This is a genomic window from Haloplanus sp. (assembly GCF_028275055.1).
Classification (GTDB): Archaea; Halobacteriota; Halobacteria; order Halobacteriales; family Haloferacaceae; genus Haloplanus.
Genome location: NZ_JAQCNJ010000020.1, coordinates 25,145 through 43,375, shown reverse-complemented (window position 1 = coordinate 43,375; position 18,231 = coordinate 25,145). Strand labels below are relative to the sequence as shown.

Sequence of the window (18,231 nt, the reverse complement as noted above, 5' to 3'; positions counted from 1 at the left end):
TCGCTACCTGCGATGGCCACTTAACGCTCCCGACACGCCCCTCGTGGTTCGCCGCCCCCTTGGCTGTCGGACCCGTTGTGCTTTTGAGCCGGCGACGCCTGCGATTCGTGTGGGACTGTACGACCGGTATCTCGCGCTCAGACACCACCTCCACGACGGCGCCCCGCCCGCCCACGTCGCCTTTGTCCTCACCGAGCGCGACCTGCTGGAACAGGGAGCCTACGACCGTCTCGAACGCGTTCTCCGCTGGGCGTTCGAGTACGGTGCCGACCGCGTCACCGTCTCGGTGAGTGTTCTCGACGAGGCGGTGGTGCCGACGCTCGAACGCGAACTCCGGTCGGTCGACGCGCCCCGACCGGTGGCGGTCCGGGCTCCGGACGACACCGAACCCGTCGCCGCCCCCGTTCAGGTGAACGTCGGCCTCGGCGGCAAGGGTGAGTTCGCCGCCGCCGTCCGCTCGCTCGCAGAGGAGGTCGACGCCGGCCGGCTCGACCCTGCCGACGTCGACGAGACCGACGTGGAGCGTCGTCTGGTCTTTCCGGACGAACCCGACCTTCTGGTCAAGACGGGAGCCGAACGCCTCTCCGATTTCATGATCTGGCAGTCCGTCTACTCGGAACTGTACTTCACCGACGTGAACTGGCGGGACGTGCGCAAGCGCGATTACCTCCGGGCGGTGCTCGATTACCAGAACCGCCAGCGACGGTTCGGCCGATAAGCCGAAGCACACCGCGACAGCACGGGCAGTCGGCGCCGATCGATGACGGCCGAGGTCGGGGCCGGGGATCCGGACACCGGTTGGGGTCAGTCATCGTTGTCGGGTGGCGGCGTTCGAGCGGTCGTCGGAAAGAACTTCTCGGGGCTTGCATGCTCGAACGATCCCACGTGTGTGCCGTCCAGCGTCCGGATGTGGGTGTACATCCGCCCGGTTCGAGCGGCGGTTCGGGCGAGTTCTCCGGCGTCATGCCGTCGGACGCTCCCGGCGACGAGAACGGCGGTCCGGCTCTCGGGGTCGAGACACTCGGTCACCAGAAAGATGCGGGTGGCGGTCGTCCCGCGGTAGACGTCGTAGCGCGGGTAGCTGCCGGCATCGTGCGCCGAGGCGACCGAGTCGGCCTCGCTCCCGGAGACGACGTGGACGAGTCCGTACCGGTCGGTTACGCCGGCCTCGCGGGGCCGGGGCTCGGTGTGTCCCGCCGCAACCGTCACCGTCTCCCACCCGTCGTCCGCCCGGTCGGCCGATATGGCGTTCATATCGGCTATCGTCGCCTGCCAAGCCTGCTTGTTACGGGCCGCGTAGGCGGCGAGACGCTCCGCGTCGTCGATGTCGTCGTCGCCGGCCGCTGGCATATGTGGTGTTTCGGGTTACACGGACAAAAACGGCCGTGACGGCCGTCGCTCAGGCCCGGACGCCGAACGCCGCCTCCAACAGAAACGAGATGACAAACATCAGCGTACCCGCGGCGTACAGCTTGGTCCCCGGGTCGACCCGGTCCCGCGGATCGAGGCCGTACCACTTCCAAGGCGGGACACGGTCGAGAACCGCCTCGAACCCGGTCGGCCGGCCGCCGCGGCCGGCGTGGTTCGGCGCGGTGTCGGTTCCCGCTTCGGACCGCGATGGCCACCAGAGCACGGTCGCGTAGCCGACGCAGACGACACCGGAGATAAAGAGGCCGATCTTGACACCGACCATCCCACGTCCCGCCGCGAGGCTCACGGGTGCGGTCAGCAGAACTGCCGCCGCCGTCGACCCGACCGCGTAGCCGACGAGATCAAGCAGGCGCCGCCCCCACCGGCCTGCCGACCGCGGCGTCGTGGTCATGACTCCGGGCCACCCCACCCGCGGATCGCTCCGACGACCCGCATCATTCGTCTGGACCGGAGCCGAGGGTGTACCGATCGAGGTCGACCGTCGATCCGGGGTCGACCTCGCCGTCGCGGTGGCGGTGACACCGGCTCGTCCGCCCGGTCGGTCCTACCCGGTACGTTTCGGGCGTGGCGTTGTCACAGTCGCTGCCGAACGCGTCGGCCAGCGTTCGCCGTGCGGCCCCGAGTTCGCCCGCTTCCAGCCTCGCCAGCGCATCGTCTACCGGTCGCTTTGCCTTCGGGGGCAGTGTGACATCGCCGAACAGTTCGTCTCGAATCGTTGCGACATCCGCGTTCGCACCACCCCGGCCGAACACGGACGCGACCCGATCGGTCAGGGATCTGTCGGCCTGTGACCGTTCCCGGAGGACCGTCCGGAGCGTCTCGATCCGGTCGAAGAGTTCCTCGTCGAGGTCGGCGAATTCGGGCGGTCTGACCTTCATCGGACAACGCGTGCTGAACGGACAGCCGGTCGGTTGCTCGCGTGGCGTCGGCGGCGTTCCTTGGAGCGTGATCCGGTTTGTCTCCTGTGTCGGCTCCGCCGTTGGCACCGCCGAGAGAAGCGAGATGGTGTAGGGGTTTGCGGGGGTCTCGAACAGCGTCTCCGTCTCGCCGAACTCGAGTACGTTACCGAGATACATCACCGCAACCCGGTCACACGCATGCCGTACGACCGAGAGGTCGTGGGCGATAAACAGGTACGTGAGGTCGTACTCGGCCTGCAGGTCATCGAGGAGATTGAGCACCTGTGCCTGCACGGAGACATCGAGCGCCGAGACGGGTTCGTCGAGAACGAGAAATTCGGGATGTAACGCGAGCGCCCTCGCGATGGCGACACGCTGGCGCTGGCCGCCCGAGAACTGGTGGGGATACCGGTGATAATGTTCCGGCCGGAGTCCCACGTCCTCCAGCAGGGTGCGAACCCGCGCCCGCCGGCGCGGTGGTGTTTTCCAGCCGTGTGCGTCGAGCGGTTCGCGGACGAGTTCGCCGACCGTCATCCGCTCGTTGAGGCTGGAGTCGGGGTCCTGAAACACCATCCCCACGTTGCGACGCCATCCCTCACGCTCCGTGGCCGACATCTCGGCCAGGTCGCGCCCGTCATACCGGATGGTGCCAGCCGTCTCCCGTTCGAGTTGAAGAAGGGTCCGTCCGAGTGTGGTCTTTCCACACCCCGACTCCCCGACGAGGCCAAGCGTCTCCCCTCGCCGAATATCGAAGCTCACCCCATCGACCGCCCTGACCGCCGCCGACCTGAACGGACCCGAACCGACCTCGTAGTGTTTCTCCACGCCACGCACCTCGATCAACGGCTCACCCGTGGGGTCGCCCCGACGCGTGTTCTCGCCGGCGCTCGCGGTCCCCGACGGTTCTCGCCGGTCGGCTCTCGCAGGCTCTCCCCGTCGAGTCCCGGCATCGACGTTTGCAGCGACCCCCGACTCTGAATCCGAGTTGGAGTTGGAGTCGGAACTGGTGTCGGCATCCTCCGGGTACAGCAGGCAGGCCACCGTGTGGTCCGACTCGTCGGTGGTCACTCCCGTCGACTCCGGGTGAACCCGCTCGCACTCCCCGAACGCCTTCGGGCAGCGCGGCGCGAACCGGCAGGCCGTTGGCGCATCCGTCGGCGTCGGCACCTCGCCCTCGATGGTCCGCAGCCGCCGTGTTTCCGACTGCGCGCCCGGGATACTCGCCAGTAGCCCCTCGGTGTACGGATGCGCCGGTTCGGCAAACAGCGTCTCGACGTCAGCCGTCTCGACGATCTCCCCGGCGTACATGACGTTCACCCGATCGCAGACGTCCGCGATCACGCCCATGTCGTGTGTGATGAACAGAATCGCCAGCTCCCGCTCGGCCTGCAGTCGCTTGAGGAGTTCGAGAACCTTTGCCTGGGTGGTGGCATCCAGCGCCGTCGTCGGCTCGTCGGCGATCAACACCTCGGGATCACAGGCAAGCGCCATGGCGATCACCGCGCGCTGGCGCTGGCCGCCCGAGAACTGGTGGGGGTGTTCGTCGAGCCGACGCTGTGCGTCCGCGATGCCGACTGACTCCAGCAACTCGACCGCCTCCGCCGTCGCCGCCGCCCCGCGAAGCCCGCGGTGGATGCGCAGCGCCTCCTTGATCTGGTTCCCGACGGTGTACACCGGGTTGAGCCGCGAGAGTGGATCCTGAAACACCATCGCGACCTTTCCGCCACGAACCGCCCGCCACTCCGCATCGGAGCTCCCGACCAACTCCGCACCGTCAAAACGGATGCTACTGTCGGGGTCGATCCGACCCGGCGCGTCGATCAACCCCATGATCGAACGGGCGGTCACGCTCTTGCCGGATCCGGACTCACCGACCAGTCCGACCGTCTCGCCCGGACACACGTCGAAGTCGATTCCGTCGACGGCTCTGATCGTCTCCTTATCGGTCTCGAAGGTCGTCCGAAGGCCCTCCACGGCGAGAACCGGCTCGCTGGCGCGCTCCCGTGTCCGTTCTGTCGGTCCCGCTCTGTGGTCGGTCACGCGCCACCTCCGCCGGCCGTCGTGCTCTCGACGTCGGCCGTGTCGCCCTCGCTCTCCGGATCGATGGCGTCGCGGAGACCGTCTCCAAGCGCGTTGAACCCGGTCACTACGAGGGTGACGAGGATGCCCGGCAGAAGCGAGATATGCCACGAGGCGGTCGCCACGTACGGCTGTCCGACGCTGACGGCGCGACCCCACTCCGGCGTCGGGGGTGTGATCCCGAGGCCGAGAAAGGAGAGTCCGGCGACGGAGATGACGACCCCGCCCAAACTCATCGATGCGTACACCATCATGTACCCGACGATGTACGGCGCCATGTGTTTGCGCATGATCACCGCCGGCGACTGGCCGAAACTCCGCGCCGCGTCGATCCACGTCGCCTCCGCGACCTGTAGTGCGGGCCCGCGGACGGCCCGCCAAAGGTGTGGCCAGTTGACCAGGGCCAACACCAACGTCAACAGGACGGCACCGTCGTAGACCTCGGCGAGCCAGGTCCCCTGAAACACCACCACGACCAGGATGAGCACCATCAACAACGGGAGCGATTTTATCGAGTCGCTCGTGAGGACAACAAGCAGATCAACCACCCCCTTGTAGTACGCGGTGATCGTGGCCATGGCCATCCCGATCACACCGGAGATGAGCATCGACGCGACGCCGATGCTCAGGGAGATGCGTGCACCCTCGGCCAGAAAGGTGAACAGGTCCTTCCCGCTCGGGAGGGTTCCGAACGGGTGGAACCGGCCGTACGCGTCGTAGGTCCACGGTCCCACGTTCCGGCTCGGTCCCTCCGATCCCGACCTGAGGTTGGCGTCCCCGACCGCGATAGTCTCGACTCCGCCCGTCCTCGCGTCGTAATACTTGATCTCGTGGTCGTAGGGGTTGAGGATGTTCCGGTCGGCGGTGGTCGGACCCATAGCCGGCGCGAAAAGCGCCATGACCACGAACGCCAACACGATGACGAGGCCGAACTGCCCCCATCGATGGCTCCGTAGCCGGTCGATCACGTCGTCTCGTGGCGTCCAGTCGGCGCGCCGGTAGTGACGACGGTAGGTGCGATAGCCGAGCCAGAGCCACGCCAAGAACACGAACGCGTAGGTGTAGATGAGCCCGACCCGGACGAGCCAGGCGTGTTTGGGTTCGACCCCGGCGAACGTCGACCGCCACGGCCCATCGGCACCCGTCCGCCAGCCCTGAGTGGGAATCGTCTCCCGCGAGAGCAGTGTCGGCACCGACCGAGCGGCCGACCGGAGACCGTCGAGTGCCTCGGGCGAGAGGCCGGGGACCGCCCGTCCCAGCCCCGCGACGAGTGCGGCCCCCGTCTGCAGAACGGCGCCGAACTCGACGCCGAGCAGGACCAACAGGCCAACCGCCCACAACACCGCGGGGGTCGGGGTCGCCGCGATGCGTTCGGTGAGTGACGCCGTTTTCTCGCCGGTTGCGGTGCTCCCCTCGGCGTGGCCGCCCTCCGTGTCCACCGGTGGTGTTCTATCGTGCATCGTCTCAGCTCCGTTCGTATCCCACACGGGGATCGATCAGCGTGTAGAGAAAGTCCTGCAGGATGTTCGCGGCGACGAGCAGCAGAATAAAGATGTACATGAGCGAGATCACGAGCGGCAGGTCACCTTGCACGGTGGCTTGGAAGAACAGGTATCCGAGCCCGTTGATCGCGAACACGGTTTCCACCAGCACCGAACCCCCGATGAGCAGAAACGCCTCGGCTGTGATGATCGGGACGAGCGGGATGAGGGCGTTCCGGAAGACGTGTTTCCAGATCAGCCGCCGACTCGAAACGCCTTTTGCCCGTGCGGCCTCAATGTAGTCGGCGTTGATGATCTCGAGAACGGCTGTTCGTCCGATGCGCATCTCGTTGCCCATCGACGCCGAACCGAGCACCAGCGCGGCCGGGGCGACCTGCTTGACCGCGACCGCAACCTGCGTCCACGCCTCGCCCGGACGCGTGATGAGGATTCTCGGGCGGGCGAAGACGCTCAGGTCCGGCGGCGTAACGACCTGTGTCGACACCCACAGCCGCTCCCAGTCGACCCCGACCAGCGCCTGAGACTGTGACAGCACGGTAACGATGATGACCGCGAGCCAGAAGTTCGGCATCGCTCGCCAGACGATCCCCCCCAATGAGGCGACGTAATCACCGAGCGTGTTGGGGTTGAGCCCCGCGTACACCCCCAGCGGGATGCCGACACAGAGCGCGATCAGCACGGACCAGAACCCCAGCCAGATCGTTCGCGGAGCGTAGATGGCGATGAGGTCGTTGACGCGCGTGCCGGGACTGATCACCCACGACCGGCCGAGCTGGAAGGTGACCATCTCCCACATGAAGTCGATGTACTGCTCCCACAACGGATCGGTGAGGCCAAGCTGTTCGCGAAGCTGATAGTACTCCGGCGATCCGACCTGTTGTGCCCCGAGAATCGCCGCCGCGGGATCGATCGGTCCCAGCCGAACGATCAGAAAAGCAACGGTCGTACCTAAAAACACGACCGGAACCGCGAGCAACACCCGCCGTGCGAAGTAACTCCAACGGCTCACCGACGGCTCCCCGACCGGGCCGTCGCGTTCGGTCCCGCCCGCGCCGCGCGGATTCCCGTGTCACTCATGCTCGAAGAGCGTCACGTCGTCGAACTTCTGTCGCGACCCGCCCATGCCCCCGTCGGGTTCGATATCGACCCAGTCGTACCAGAACCGCTCGCCGAGCGAGTGGTAGACGCTGAGAATCCCGACGTCCTCCCAGTTGGCCTCCTCCATCTCGATGTACGCTCCCTCCCGGCCCCGCTGTGCGGCGTCCGTCGGCTCGGGATTGTCTCGAATCGTCCCGTAGGCCTCGGTCGCCCGGCCGGCGGCATCGCCGGTGTCGGCACTCCAGTTCGTGAACGAGATAGGGGCATCGGTTGAGGTGTCCGTCTGTGGTGGGTTGAGCAGCTGTAGAAAGTTGTCCGGCGCTGGCCAGTCCGCGATCCAACCCAGGGTGTACGCCTCCAAATCCCCGTTGCGACCGCGTTCGGTCAACGTCGAGAACGGCGCTCGTTGGATCTCCATCTCGATGTGCGCCCTCGCCAGCTGATCGCGCAGAATCTGGGCCATCTGTCGCCAGGAGTCGGACTCGTACTGCGTCCATTCGATCTGGAACGGATCGTCCGGGCCGTACCCCGCATCCTCCATGATCCGTGCGGCCGCGTCGAGCCGACTCTCGTTGTAGCCGTACGGGTAGGCGTTCCGCGCGTGTTCGTCGTATGCCTCCGCGCCGCCGGGGTAGACACCCGGCGGACTGAAATGATAAGCCGGCTCGCCGCGTTGTTTGAACACCTCGTCGACGAGGAGATGCTGGTTGGTCGCGTACGCAAACGCCTGCCGGACCGGCTTCGGAACGACGGCAGTGTTGAACCCGACGTAGTACACCGAAATCTCCGGCACGGCGAGATAGTTGGCGGTCAGCCCGTTGCGCAACTCCCCGTAGGTTCCGTGTTCGCGTCCTCGGTCGTCGGTCCGGTCGACGCCCACCTTCGAGGGATCGTACTGTGCGGTCGGCAGGCCGAACAGGTCGGCGTTTTGATTCATCGCGTGATTGTACGCCGCCTGATCGTCTTCGATGATGTCCCAGTGAACGCCACCGTTCGAGACGTCGCCGCCGTGGTAGTCGTCGAACCGTCTGATGTCCGCGCTGGTCCCTTGAGTCCAGTCCTCGAACTCGTACGGCCCCGCCCCGACCGGGTCGCTCTGTGCGAACGTCTCGTACGGTATCTCCCCGTCGTAGCCGTCGATATCGCCGACGATGCCCTCCGGCACCACGGCGAACGCGGAGTACGCCAGCATCTCGAGAACGGCATGAAACGGCTCCTGTAGCCGGATTTCGAGCGTCCTGTCGTCGACGGCGCTGACCCCGAGTTCCCCTTCCTCGGGTCGGGTAACCCCCAGTGAGTCGATGACGAACCGCGTGCGCCGGCTGTTTTCCGAAAACGCCAATCGGTGTAACGAGTAGACGAAGTCCTGTGCCGTGACCTCGCTGCCGTCGTGAAACTGTGCGTCGGTGAGCGAAAACGTGTACGTGGTAAAGTCGTCCGAGGTTTCGTACTCCGTCGCCAACAACGCCTCAACCTCTGCGACCCCGTTTGGGTAGTTCATCAGACCGTCGAAGACGTTCTCAATAACGGCTCCCGAGGCCGTGTCGGTCGCCGCGACCGGATCGAGGGTGGTGATCGTCGAGTTGATCAGGTTGAACGTCGCGTCGGGATCCGGTTCACCTCGCTCCGTTCCGGCGTTGTCGGTCCCCGCCCCCGTTTCGGCATCGCCGCCCCCGCCACATCCCGCAACCGCGGCGGCGGCGGCGACACCCCCCGTTCCCTGCAGAAATGCCCGTCGTGAGACGCCTTCTTCCGAGTTGTTTGTTGCCATGCCTCACTATCCGGTCGGACGAAACGACTGTACGATATTAAATGGCGCGCCCGAGGCTCGCTCGGTCCCGGCCCGACGCTACTCGGTCGTGCCGTCCTGTCCGTCGAGTTCGGCCGACAGTTCCTCCGCGCTCGCGCGTGGCAACTGCTCGCGCAGGCGGCCAACGACCTCCCGTGTCTCGACCAGCGACGACCCCGCGACTGCCCTGACCAGCGCAACCGCTCGTTCGGTTCGGGTGTGTCGCCATGACGCCTCGCGGGACTCGTAGGTGCGGATCGCCCGAAGAAAGTCCACCTTCGAGAACTCTGGCCAGTACGGCGCACAGAAAAAGACGGCCGCCTCGTTGCCGTTGGCGTGCCACGGTAGAAAGTTGCTCGTCCGTTCGTCGCCGCCCGTGCGGACGATCAGATCAACGTCCCGGACCGGCCGGGCGTAGAGTCGACGCTCGATTTCGGCCGCGTCCACGTTTTCGGCGTCGAGGCTGCCGGCATCGACCGCCTCCAACGTGTCGCGGGCCGCCTCCAGGAGTTCCGCGCGCCCGCCGTACGCCAGTGCGACGTTCAGCCGGAAGCGGTCGTAGGATCGGGTTCGCTTCTCGGCGTAGGCAACGGCGTCCCGGACCCGGTCGGGCAGGCGGGACACATCGCCCAGCGCCCGGATACACACCTCGTTTTCGTGGATTTCGGTCGCGTCGGCGAACTCCCGGAGTTTCGACTCGATGAGGTCGAACAGCTGATCCCGTTCCTCGGGCGGGCGTTCGAAGTTTTCCGTCGAAAACGCATAGAGGGTGAGTTCCTCGACACCAAGCTCCTGACACCAGCGTAACACCTGCTCCGTTGTCTGGGCTCCCTCCCGGTGGCCGTCGGTCGCACCTCCACCACGCTCCCGGGCGTACCGCCGGTTGCCGTCCTGGATGATCGCAACGTGGTTGGGGCCGCCGTCGATGTCGCGTCTGAGCAGGCGCTCGTAGGCCCGGTCGGCCCACCGACGGAGCCGTGAGTGCATGCGCGAACGGTCGCCCCCGACCGGTATGGGTCTTGTCATTACGGGCCCTACCCCACGGTTCCCCGACCGTCCCGTTTTTCACGCTCGGGTACCTCATCCGGTATGATGAGCGATCCGGCCGAGGCGGTGGCGGCGTTCGATCACGTCCCCGAAACCGACCAGCAGTTCGAGAACGCACTCGCGAAGGCTCGGGACGGCCACCGCCTCACCGTCGACGACGGCGTCGAACTCCTGACGACCGGCACCGACCGCGCCGGAATCGACCCCGTTCGCAAGGAACGCGTACTGGAGGCGGCCGACCGCCGGCGCGCCGAGGTGGCTGGCGACGACGTCACCTTTGTCGCCAACCTCAACAACAACGTCACGACGGCCTGTGACACGGGCTGTCTGTTCTGTAACTTCAAGGACCGCGCGTCGGCGTTCGAGACGGACGCGCCCGACGACCACGGCGGCTTCACCAAGACACCCGCCGACTCCCGACGTGCGGTCGAGGAGGCCCTCGACTCGGGCATCTACGAGGTGTGCTCGGTCAGCGGCCTCCACCCAGCCTTCGCGCTTGATGCCGACCACCGCGAACTGCTCGAGGCGGCCGATGATCCCGAACGGCTGAACTACCGGTCGCCCGAGGCCTACACCACGTCGCCGGGCACCTACGCCGAGCAGATCCGCGCCATGTCCGTCGACGGCGTCCACGTCCACTCGATCACCCCCGAGGAGGCCTACCACGCTCGCAGAGGAACCGACCGCTCCTACGAGTCGGTGTATCGCCGCCTCCGCGAGGCCGGCCTCGACAGCGTTCCCGGCACGGCCGCCGAGATACTCGTCGACGAGGTGCGGGACGTGATCTGTCCCGCGAAGATCGACACCGACGAGTGGCTCGCCGCGATGGAGGGTGCGATGGCCGCCGGCCTCCCCGTCACCGCGACGATCATGTACGGCCACGTCGAAACCGAGATGCACCGCGTCATGCATCTCAAACGGATCCGTGATCTGCAGGACCGAACCGGCGGCATCACCGAGTTCGTCCCCCTTTCTTTCGTCCACGAGCGGACGCCGTTGTACGAACAGGGCCTCGTCGACGGCGGCGCGAGCGACGCCGAGGACGAACTCATGATCGCCGTCTCCCGCCTTTTTCTCGACAACATCGAGCACATCCAGACCTCGTGGGCGAAGTTCGGCGACGAGAAGTCGTTGAAGACGCTCTCCTGCGGTGCAGACGATTTCATGGGGACGCTCCTCTCCGAGGAAATCACCAAGCGCGCGGGCGGCGACCACGGCGAGTTCCGGTCGGTCGCCGACTACGTCGACATGGTGACGGCGATCGGCCGGCGGCCGGTTGAGCGCTCGACCGACTACGAGCGCCGTCGCCCGATCGATCCGGCCGATACTCCCCACGGTCCCCGCCTCGGTCCCCGCGCCGACGGCACGCCGATGCTCGATCCCTCCCGGTCGCCGCCGGCGGACGACTGAGATGATGGCCACCACCCACGCGGCCGCCGGTCTTCTCCTTGCCGTCCCGTTAACCGTCGTGGCGCCCGACCTAGCTCCCGTCGCCGCCCTCGCCGGGGTCGCGGGCGGTGTCTTTCCCGATCTCGATCTGCTCGTCGGCGTCCACCGCAAGAGCCTCCACTTCCCCGACTACTACTGGGTGGGTGCAGTCCCTGCCCTCGCCGCCGCCGTTGTCGTGCCCGGACCAGCGGTCGTTGCAGTCGCGTACTTTTTTCTTTCCGCGGCCGTCCACTCGGTGGCCGATGCCTTCGGTGCCGGCACCGAACCCGTCCGTGGGAGCGGACCTCCGACGAGGCGGTGTACGTCCACTCCCGGAACCGGTGGGTCGCCCCCCGGTACTGGGTCCGTTACGACGGGGCACCCGAGGACTACCTTCTCACCGTGGTCTGTTTCTCGCCCGGACTCGTCGTCTTCGGACCGACCGTCCGTCGTGTGACCGTCGTCTTTCTGGTTGTCGGCGGGTGCTACACCCTCGTCCGCAAGCACCTCCCTCGAGTCGAGGAGCGGTTGTTTTAATCGTCGTCGGCCGCTGGGGGACGTGGCCGCCGTTCCTGCCTGCCCTCGCCGGCCGCTTGCCGCCGCTCCATCCCGTCGAGTGCCTCGTGGATGGGCGGGCGGAGCCACGACCCTGCCGCCGGTTGCCGGCCGTCGTCCCGCCGGTACCGCTCGGGTAGATACCGCTCGTGGGTCGGGAGTCGCTCCCACAGCGGAACGCTCGCCGACGCCGCGATATCCCGCAGTTCGCTGAGTTCGGGCCACGCGTAGTCGGGGTTGATGAAGTCCTCCGTCACCGGCGAGACGCCGCCCAGGTCGTCGACACCACAGTCGAGCAACTCGCGGGTCGGTGAGAGGTTGGGTGGAACCTGTACCGACACCTCGGTCGGCAGGGCTGCCCGGGCCATCGCGACCGTTTTACGCATCGTCTCGACGCTCGGTCGGTCGAAATCGGAACGCTCGTTCGGCACGACGTTCTGGATGATCACCTCCTGAACGTGGTCGTACCGCTCGTGGAGTTCTGCGATAGCGAGGAGGCTTTCGGCCCGGTCGCGGGGGGTTTCGCCGATGCCGACGAGGATCCCGGTGGTAAACGGGACGGACGTTTCGCCGGCCGCACGGATCGTCCCGAGCCGGCGCTCCGGGGTTTTTTTCCGACTCCCCGAGTGTGCGGCCACGTCTGCCGTCGTCTCCAACATCACGCCCATGCTCGCGTTCACCTCGGCGAGGCGGTCGAACTCCGCCTCGGTCAGATCGCCGGGGTTACTGTGAGGGAGCAGGCCGACGTCGAGCGCCATCTCGCAGGCGTCGTAGAGGTAGTCGAGCATCGAGTCACAGCCTAACGCGTCGAGACGGTCGTGGATCGCCGTGTACCGCTCGTCCGGGGCGTCACCGAAGGTAAAGAGCGCCTCGGTGCAGCCGGCCGCCACCCCGTGGCGCAGTTGCTCCCGGATTGCGTCCGGAGGCATCAGCGTCGCCTCGCCGGGAACGTCGTAGAACGAACAGTAGGTGCAGGTGTAGCGGCAGGCGGTCGTTAACGGCAGGAAAACGTTTCGAGCGAAGCTGAGCTCCGACGCCGGATCGATGTCCGCCGGCGTGACACCGAGTAGGGCGTCGACGGCATCGGCGCCGACGAGCGAATCGGGGTCGACCCGCTCGTCGTCGGTTTCGGGTGCCCGTGACACGATTTCGGATGATCGGCCGACAGTAAAAAAGGTATCACCCTTCGCCCGATCTCGTCACCTCCACTCGGCCGCCGTCGCCGCCGCCGAGGCCGACTCCCGCCGACCGGAGCCACGCCGCCGCCGCTCCCTCGCCGTGGAGCAACACCTCGACGAGGTCCTCGGGTTCGTCCACATCGGTCGACAACCGCATCGAGTCGACGACACGGACGGACGCCCCGACCGCGCGGGCGGTCCGGCGGTGGTCGCGGTAGGAGGTGCCATGGAAGTCGACCCGAAACTCGGGGTGGGAAACGACCAGACCGTTCGTTCCCCCACCCCGGCCCGGAGCGATGGCAACGCCAGCGTCGGCATCGGCGTCGGCCCCCTCGGCGTCGACGAGACGACACACCGCAGCCGGGGTTACGAGGCCGAGATCAGAGACGAGAACGGCCACCGGATCGTTCGCGTCCACACCGTCGAGACGGGCGTTCACCGCCGCCGAGAGCGGACGGTCGTCGACGGCGACGGGAACGGAAACGGAAGCCGAACTCAACTCGAGGGGTGCGGTCGCCACCACCTCCGGGTCGTGACCGGCGCGCTCGACGGCGCCGATCACATCACGGAGCATCGAGCGGGCAAACGCCGCCCGCTCGTCGTCGTCAAGAAACGGATCGAGCCGCGTTTTGGGCCGTGCCGCCTCGAACGGGACGAGCGTTCGCATCGGCGATCAGCCGAGCGGATCGCCCGGTCCCTGCTGGGAGCGCCAGTAGAGAACCCCCCCGATTACGAGCGCGACCACCATCAGGCCCCCGACGGCGTAGATGACCAACTGCTGGGTCTGCTGGGACTGTTGGGCGCTGTTTGCCTGTTCGGTCGCTCGGTTCGCGAGGTTGGTCGCGACCCCGAAACTCCCCTCCTCGTAGGCCGCAACCGCGTCCTCGTAGTTGGCCTGTGCGTCGCTGGGAGTTGCGCCGCTCGCCTCCGCATCCTCGATCGCGCTCCCGGCCTCGTCGATGGCCTCGCGCGCCGAGTCGCTCTCGGCGGTGTAGTGGTGGGTCTGCCAACTGTCGATCGTGTTGCTCGCCCCGCCCGCCTGTCCGCGTGTCAGTTCCATCAGCAGGAACTCGTGTGCCGGGTCGTAGCTGTAGGACTCGACCGTCGGGACGGTTCCGGTGACGCGAACCTCGACCTCGGCCGTGTCGCTACTCGCGGCGACGTCGAGCCCGGAGAAGGACTGCCCGGTCGGCTCGATGATGTCGACCTGCGAGCCGGTCTGGTCGTAGAACGTCACGGTCCACGAGACGTCTGTCAGTCCCGTCTCGCCCGACAGTTGCCACTGCTCGCTCTGGGGGTTCCGGTACAGTTCCTCCAGCGTGACCGTCGCCGAAATCTGCGTGCCGACTTCGCCCTCCGAAGGGATATCCTCGTCAGTGACGGACACTGCTGCCGCCGGGACCATCGCGGCGAGCAGAACGATGACCGCGGCGAGGACGACCCTAAAAGAGCGATTCCAGTTCGTCCTCGTCATCTTCGACTAGGTTTTGGAGGTTGGCTTCGCTCTCTTCGCGGATCTCGCTGATGTTGTCCTGCGCTTCGATCGCTACCTGCTGGAGTTCCTTGATTCGGGGAACGTTCGTGGCCCCCGACAGCAAGATTGCGGAGGCGACGAAGTCGCTGTCGTTGACGGGGTAATCGCCGCCTCGAACCTCCATGCTTCCGGTCTGCTCTTCGAGCCATTTCCGCCCGCGTTCGATCCCTTTCCGATTGAGGTACGCGGAGGGACCGGCCATCACGAGGAGGGCGCGTTCGGTCCCGTCGAGTTCGCAGGGGAGTGTCAGGCGACCAAGCGCCGCCTTGCGGACGAGACTCGTGATACGATTGGTGGTGTTTGCGGAGTCGAGTTGATCCTCGATCGACTGTTCGCTGCCGGTGAGTTTCGACAACAGCCCGTTCGACTGTTGTTTGCGTTCGACCGTCTCGGAGGCGTACCCGACCGTTGAGACACCGCCGCTGGAAAGGGTGTTGATGATCTCCGAACTGTCGACGACCGACTCGGCGACCTCTTGGCCCTGACGGACCTCGCCAGCGCCAAACAGGATGCCGAATCGGCGAACGATCTCGTCGTTGATCTCGTCGTAGCCGCTCTGGACGGACTCGCCCGTCTTTCGCCACGCGTCGTTGTCGAACACGAGGAGGTTGTCGACCTCGTTGACGAGCGTCTGGAACGAACGGGCGGCGTTGAGCGTGTAGATTCCCCCCTCGTCGCTTCCGGGGAGGATGCCGAGCCCATAGACCGGTTCCGTGTAGATTGTCTTGAGATGTTTCGCCAAAACGGGCGATCCGCCGCTTCCGGTGCCGCCGCCCAGTCCGGCGACGACGAGAAAGGCATCCACCTCGTGGACCGGGATATTGTCGATAGCGCCCTGAATCTCGCCGATGTCCTCCTCGGCGATTTCGGCCCCGAGTTCGTTGTCCGCGCCCACGCCGTGCCCTTTCACCCGAGACTGGCCGATGAGGACGCGCTGATCCTGCGGAATGTTTTCGAGGCCCATCAGGTCGGCCTTCGCCGTGTTGACCGCCACCGCCGCGCGAACGATTTCGCTCCCGGTACGCTGGTCATACTCGAGGAACTTATCAACGACCTTGCCACCGGCCTGTCCGAAGCCGATCATGGCCAACTTCATAATCTCATACCCCTTGTCATTGGGAATAACGCAGGTGGAAAGCGGGCATAAACCTTGTGGGAGACGTCGCCGTCAGCCGCCGATTCCATGCGTCAAACCGATAGACAACAGCGGGGTGATTCCGACCGCCGGTCGTCTGACGCCCGTCTGTCGCCGGTTAGTGGCTCCTGAGGTACTCTCCGAGTGTCGTCAGGTCGCTCTCGGTCACGCCGAACGTCCCGATATCGTTGCGGTCGGTCGTGTTGTCGAACTGTAGCGAACGGTACTGGTCGGCACCCATCGGCGCGCCGGGGACGCTTCCGAGGGCCGTTAGCCCGATCTTGGCCAGTCCCATGGGGACGGGGAGCACCGTCGTCGACCGGCCGTCGCTCTCGTGGACCTGTCTGGCGATCTCGGCGAGAGTGAGTCGCTCGGGGCCACCGATCTCGTACACGCCACCGTCGTGGGCGTCGTCCTCGATCGAGTCGGCGAGCATCGGGACCAGATCCTCGACCCAGACGGGTTGGAAGCGTGTCTTTCCCCCACCCGGGAGGGGCGCGAGATACGGCGGCGCGAGTTTCTTCGTGAAGGGGACAAACTCACCGCTGTCGCCGAAGATCACCGACGGCCGGAAGATCACACACCGCAACGACGATGATTTGACGATCTCCTCGGCGGCCCCTTTCGCACGGATGTACGCCGTCGCCCCGTCGGGGTCGGCACCGAGCGCACTCATCTGGAGGATCCGTTCGATACCGACCTCCTCGGCCGCGTCGACGACGTTTCGGGTTCCCTGCCGATGAACCCGGTCGTGCATCTCGTCGCCGCCCGAGGGCTTGAACAACGGCGAGAGCGCGACCAGATTGATGACCGCGTCCTGCCCGCGCATCGGTTCGACCAGCGAGTCGTACGCCGTCACATCGCCCATCGCCTTCTCGACACCGCCCGGCAGATCGCCGTCGCTCGGCGTCCGGGACAGCGCCGTTACGGAGTGGCCGCGGGTCTTCAACTCGCGACACAGGTATCGACCGACGAATCCGCTTCCGCCGGTTACCAGAATCTTCATGCCTCGTAGGTATCCGTGTGCTGACCTAAAACTAACGCGCTCGCCGCCGTCGGTGTTTCCGGTTCCTCGGCCCGCGGCCACGACCCGGGGGATTAATCCCGTCGCCCGGTATACTGGGGTATGCTCCTCACGCTCGAGGGCCTCGACGGTAGCGGCAAAACGACCGCGTGGCGGGCGCTCCGAGACCGCTACCCCGAGGCGGTGTTCACCCGCGAGCCGACAGACTCGTGGTACGGCGACGCCGTCGCCCGATCGATCGCCAACGACGACGCTGATCCCGTGGCCGAGCTGTTTCTTTACACCGCCGACCACGCAGACCACCTTTCTCGGGTGATCCGACCGGCGCTTGACGAGGGATCGCCCGTCGTCTCCGATCGCTACTCCGACTCCCGGATCGCCTACCAGGCCGCGACACTCGACGGCTCCCGCGTCGACGACCCGTTCTCGTACGTCCGGTCGATCCATGAACCATTCTCCCGGTCGCCGGACGCGACGCTGTATTTCGATGTCGATCCCGAGACGGCCGTCGACCGAAGCGGCGGGACGAACAAGTTCGAACGCGTCGACTACCTTCGTGACGTTCGGGAGGGCTACGAACGGCTACTGGACAACGACCCCGGCCGGTTCGTCCGCATCGACGCCACCCGGCCGGTGGAGGCGGTGCGTGGGGACGTGACGGCGGCGGTCGACCGGCTGATCGACTAGCGCGCCGTATCGGGCAGCTCGTACTCGTCCGGCGCGGGGACGTACAGTACGTCGATGGTTACGCCCAGCCCCATCGGCAGTCCGACCATCAGCCCGAGGGCGGCGGCCGTGCTCCCGAGGTCGACGCCCACGCCGAGGCTGAACGCCCCGATCGTCGTCACCGCGAGAACGACCGGCACGATGAACACGGTGTAAACGACCGCCCCCCATCGCGTGTCGAGTTGAATCCGAAAGAACCGGGTCATCACGGCTGCGAGAAGGGTGTTGCCGACGAGAACGACGCCCATCAGGACGATGTCGAGAACCGTCGCCATGGTAGGATGACGGGCTCGACCGGCTTTGGCCTGTCGACTCAGCCCCCGCCCGTCCGGCGCGCCCGGGCGACCAGTCCCGCGACCGGATCGACGTAGTCGTAGCCCGGGATGAGCCCCTGCACGTAGGTTCCCTCTGCGTAGTTGACGATTGCCGCCGCGTCCTCGACGCCCCGGCGCTCGTTGATGTCGGTGAACGACGCCTCGATAACGATCTCGTCGGCCGTCGCGCGGACCGTCGGCTCCGGCGTGTCGTCACCGCGCATGGCACCCCCGACGTCTTCCATCCGTCGCTCGAACGTTTCTAGCCACCCCTCCTCGACCACGTCGGCCACGTCGTCGTCGACGGCCGCAGAAAGCAACGGTGCTCGCATCCGTACCTCGAAGTCGATCCGGCCGTCCGTCTCCGTCGCCGTCATCACGGCCTCGAACGCCGTGGTCGTCAGTTCGAATCGCCCGCCCTCGATCGGATCGAACGTGTCGTCGTCACGGACCGCACGCTTGACCCGCCTCGGCGTCTCTGTCATGATCGGA

The 18,231-nt window shown here is 66.3% G+C and carries 17 protein-coding genes and 1 pseudogene; 4 read left to right on the top strand and 14 right to left on the bottom strand.

From position 1 onward, the window contains the following. Nucleotides 1–109 precede the first annotated feature (109 nt). The gene (locus Q0925_RS02575; RefSeq protein ID WP_299331600.1) at nucleotides 110–718 is read left to right on the top strand and encodes an undecaprenyl diphosphate synthase family protein; all 609 of its coding nucleotides are present in this window, start codon (nucleotides 110–112) and stop codon (nucleotides 716–718) included. A gap of 86 nt (nucleotides 719–804) precedes the next feature. Here the strand turns inward: Q0925_RS02575 and Q0925_RS02570 are convergent, their stop codons facing one another. From Q0925_RS02570 to uppS, 7 genes are all read right to left on the bottom strand, one after another. Further along, nucleotides 805–1,350, bottom strand: a complete 546-nt coding sequence (locus Q0925_RS02570; RefSeq protein ID WP_299331597.1) for a DUF7529 family protein — start codon at nucleotides 1,348–1,350, stop codon at nucleotides 805–807. A gap of 49 nt (nucleotides 1,351–1,399) precedes the next feature. Further along, the gene (locus Q0925_RS02565; protein ID WP_299331594.1) at nucleotides 1,400–1,822 is read right to left on the bottom strand and encodes a DUF7555 family protein; all 423 of its coding nucleotides are present in this window, start codon (nucleotides 1,820–1,822) and stop codon (nucleotides 1,400–1,402) included. 43 nt (nucleotides 1,823–1,865) lie between these two features. Further along, nucleotides 1,866–4,370, bottom strand: a complete 2,505-nt coding sequence (locus tag Q0925_RS02560) for a dipeptide ABC transporter ATP-binding protein (RefSeq protein WP_299331592.1) — start codon at nucleotides 4,368–4,370, stop codon at nucleotides 1,866–1,868. Beyond that, a complete protein-coding gene (locus Q0925_RS02555; RefSeq protein WP_299331590.1) occupies nucleotides 4,367–5,869 on the bottom strand; it encodes an ABC transporter permease in 1,503 nt (500 codons plus the stop codon). The genes Q0925_RS02560 and Q0925_RS02555 overlap by 4 nt, the downstream gene beginning before the upstream one ends. 4 nt (nucleotides 5,870–5,873) lie before the next feature. Next, nucleotides 5,874–6,920: an ABC transporter permease gene (locus Q0925_RS02550; RefSeq protein WP_299331587.1), complete on the bottom strand. Its 1,047-nt coding sequence runs from the start codon at nucleotides 6,918–6,920 to the stop codon at nucleotides 5,874–5,876. A 60-nt stretch (nucleotides 6,921–6,980) separates the two neighbouring features. Then, nucleotides 6,981–8,780, bottom strand: a complete 1,800-nt coding sequence (locus tag Q0925_RS02545; RefSeq protein WP_299331584.1) for an ABC transporter substrate-binding protein — start codon at nucleotides 8,778–8,780, stop codon at nucleotides 6,981–6,983. Nucleotides 8,781–8,858: 78 nt separating this feature from the next. After that, a complete protein-coding gene (gene uppS, locus Q0925_RS02540; protein ID WP_299331581.1) occupies nucleotides 8,859–9,785 on the bottom strand; it encodes a polyprenyl diphosphate synthase in 927 nt (308 codons plus the stop codon). A 105-nt stretch (nucleotides 9,786–9,890) separates the two neighbouring features. Between uppS and cofH the strand changes: the two genes are divergently transcribed. Together cofH and Q0925_RS02530 are read left to right on the top strand one after the other, a co-directional pair. Next, a complete protein-coding gene (gene cofH / locus Q0925_RS02535; RefSeq protein WP_299331579.1) occupies nucleotides 9,891–11,255 on the top strand; it encodes a 7,8-didemethyl-8-hydroxy-5-deazariboflavin synthase subunit CofH in 1,365 nt (454 codons plus the stop codon). A 1-nt stretch (nucleotide 11,256) separates the two neighbouring features. Further along, nucleotides 11,257–11,810, top strand: a pseudogene (locus Q0925_RS02530) (metal-dependent hydrolase). On the opposite strand, the gene cofG reads toward Q0925_RS02530, so the two are convergent. The 5 genes from cofG to Q0925_RS02505 all read right to left on the bottom strand — a co-directional run bounded on the left by cofG (nucleotide 11,807) and on the right by Q0925_RS02505 (nucleotide 16,681). Continuing rightward, entirely contained in the window at nucleotides 11,807–12,973 is a 1,167-nt protein-coding gene (gene cofG / locus Q0925_RS02525; protein WP_299331577.1) for a 7,8-didemethyl-8-hydroxy-5-deazariboflavin synthase subunit CofG, read from the bottom strand. The pseudogene Q0925_RS02530 and the gene cofG overlap by 4 nt on opposite strands. 34 nt (nucleotides 12,974–13,007) lie before the next feature. Beyond that, nucleotides 13,008–13,673: a 2-phospho-L-lactate guanylyltransferase gene (cofC, locus tag Q0925_RS02520; protein ID WP_299331576.1), complete on the bottom strand. Its 666-nt coding sequence runs from the start codon at nucleotides 13,671–13,673 to the stop codon at nucleotides 13,008–13,010. A gap of 6 nt (nucleotides 13,674–13,679) precedes the next feature. Further along, a complete protein-coding gene (locus Q0925_RS02515; RefSeq protein WP_299331573.1) occupies nucleotides 13,680–14,480 on the bottom strand; it encodes a hypothetical protein in 801 nt (266 codons plus the stop codon). Continuing rightward, the gene (locus Q0925_RS02510; RefSeq protein WP_299331569.1) at nucleotides 14,449–15,636 is read right to left on the bottom strand and encodes a tubulin/FtsZ family protein; all 1,188 of its coding nucleotides are present in this window, start codon (nucleotides 15,634–15,636) and stop codon (nucleotides 14,449–14,451) included. Before Q0925_RS02510 ends, Q0925_RS02515 begins: the two co-directional genes overlap by 32 nt. Before the next feature lie 157 nt (nucleotides 15,637–15,793). Next, on the bottom strand, nucleotides 15,794–16,681 hold the full coding sequence (locus Q0925_RS02505; protein WP_299331567.1) for a complex I NDUFA9 subunit family protein: 888 nt from the start codon (nucleotides 16,679–16,681) through the stop codon (nucleotides 15,794–15,796). Between the two features lie 120 nt (nucleotides 16,682–16,801). Here Q0925_RS02505 and tmk point away from each other — a divergent pair, with 120 nt between their 5' ends. Continuing rightward, nucleotides 16,802–17,386, top strand: coding sequence for a dTMP kinase (gene tmk / locus Q0925_RS02500; protein ID WP_299331564.1), 585 nt, complete (start codon nucleotides 16,802–16,804; stop codon nucleotides 17,384–17,386). On the opposite strand, the gene Q0925_RS02495 is transcribed toward tmk, so the two are convergent. Both Q0925_RS02495 and Q0925_RS02490 read right to left on the bottom strand, forming a co-directional pair. Further along, a complete protein-coding gene (locus Q0925_RS02495; RefSeq protein WP_299331562.1) occupies nucleotides 17,383–17,700 on the bottom strand; it encodes a hypothetical protein in 318 nt (105 codons plus the stop codon). The genes tmk and Q0925_RS02495 overlap by 4 nt on opposite strands. A 38-nt stretch (nucleotides 17,701–17,738) precedes the next feature. Next, the gene (locus tag Q0925_RS02490; protein WP_299331561.1) at nucleotides 17,739–18,224 is read right to left on the bottom strand and encodes a DUF5813 family protein; all 486 of its coding nucleotides are present in this window, start codon (nucleotides 18,222–18,224) and stop codon (nucleotides 17,739–17,741) included. Nucleotides 18,225–18,231: the final 7 nt, after the last annotated feature.

Coding starts and splice junctions, on each gene's coding strand:
- Q0925_RS02570 (WP_299331597.1), bottom strand. CDS start 1,350: ATGCCAGCGGCCGGCGACGACGACATCGACGACGCGGAGCGTCTCGCC.
- Q0925_RS02565 (WP_299331594.1), bottom strand. CDS start 1,822: ATGACCACGACGCCGCGGTCGGCAGGCCGGTGGGGGCGGCGCCTGCTT.
- Q0925_RS02555 (WP_299331590.1), bottom strand. CDS start 5,869: ATGCACGATAGAACACCACCGGTGGACACGGAGGGCGGCCACGCCGAG.
- Q0925_RS02545 (WP_299331584.1), bottom strand. CDS start 8,780: ATGGCAACAAACAACTCGGAAGAAGGCGTCTCACGACGGGCATTTCTG.
- uppS (WP_299331581.1), bottom strand. CDS start 9,785: ATGCACTCACGGCTCCGTCGGTGGGCCGACCGGGCCTACGAGCGCCTG.
- cofH (WP_299331579.1), top strand. CDS start 9,891: ATGAGCGATCCGGCCGAGGCGGTGGCGGCGTTCGATCACGTCCCCGAA.
- cofC (WP_299331576.1), bottom strand. CDS start 13,673: ATGCGAACGCTCGTCCCGTTCGAGGCGGCACGGCCCAAAACGCGGCTC.
- Q0925_RS02515 (WP_299331573.1), bottom strand. CDS start 14,480: ATGACGAGGACGAACTGGAATCGCTCTTTTAGGGTCGTCCTCGCCGCG.
- Q0925_RS02510 (WP_299331569.1), bottom strand. CDS start 15,636: ATGAAGTTGGCCATGATCGGCTTCGGACAGGCCGGTGGCAAGGTCGTT.
- Q0925_RS02505 (WP_299331567.1), bottom strand. CDS start 16,681: ATGAAGATTCTGGTAACCGGCGGAAGCGGATTCGTCGGTCGATACCTG.
- tmk (WP_299331564.1), top strand. CDS start 16,802: ATGCTCCTCACGCTCGAGGGCCTCGACGGTAGCGGCAAAACGACCGCG.
- Q0925_RS02495 (WP_299331562.1), bottom strand. CDS start 17,700: ATGGCGACGGTTCTCGACATCGTCCTGATGGGCGTCGTTCTCGTCGGC.
- Q0925_RS02490 (WP_299331561.1), bottom strand. CDS start 18,224: ATGACAGAGACGCCGAGGCGGGTCAAGCGTGCGGTCCGTGACGACGAC.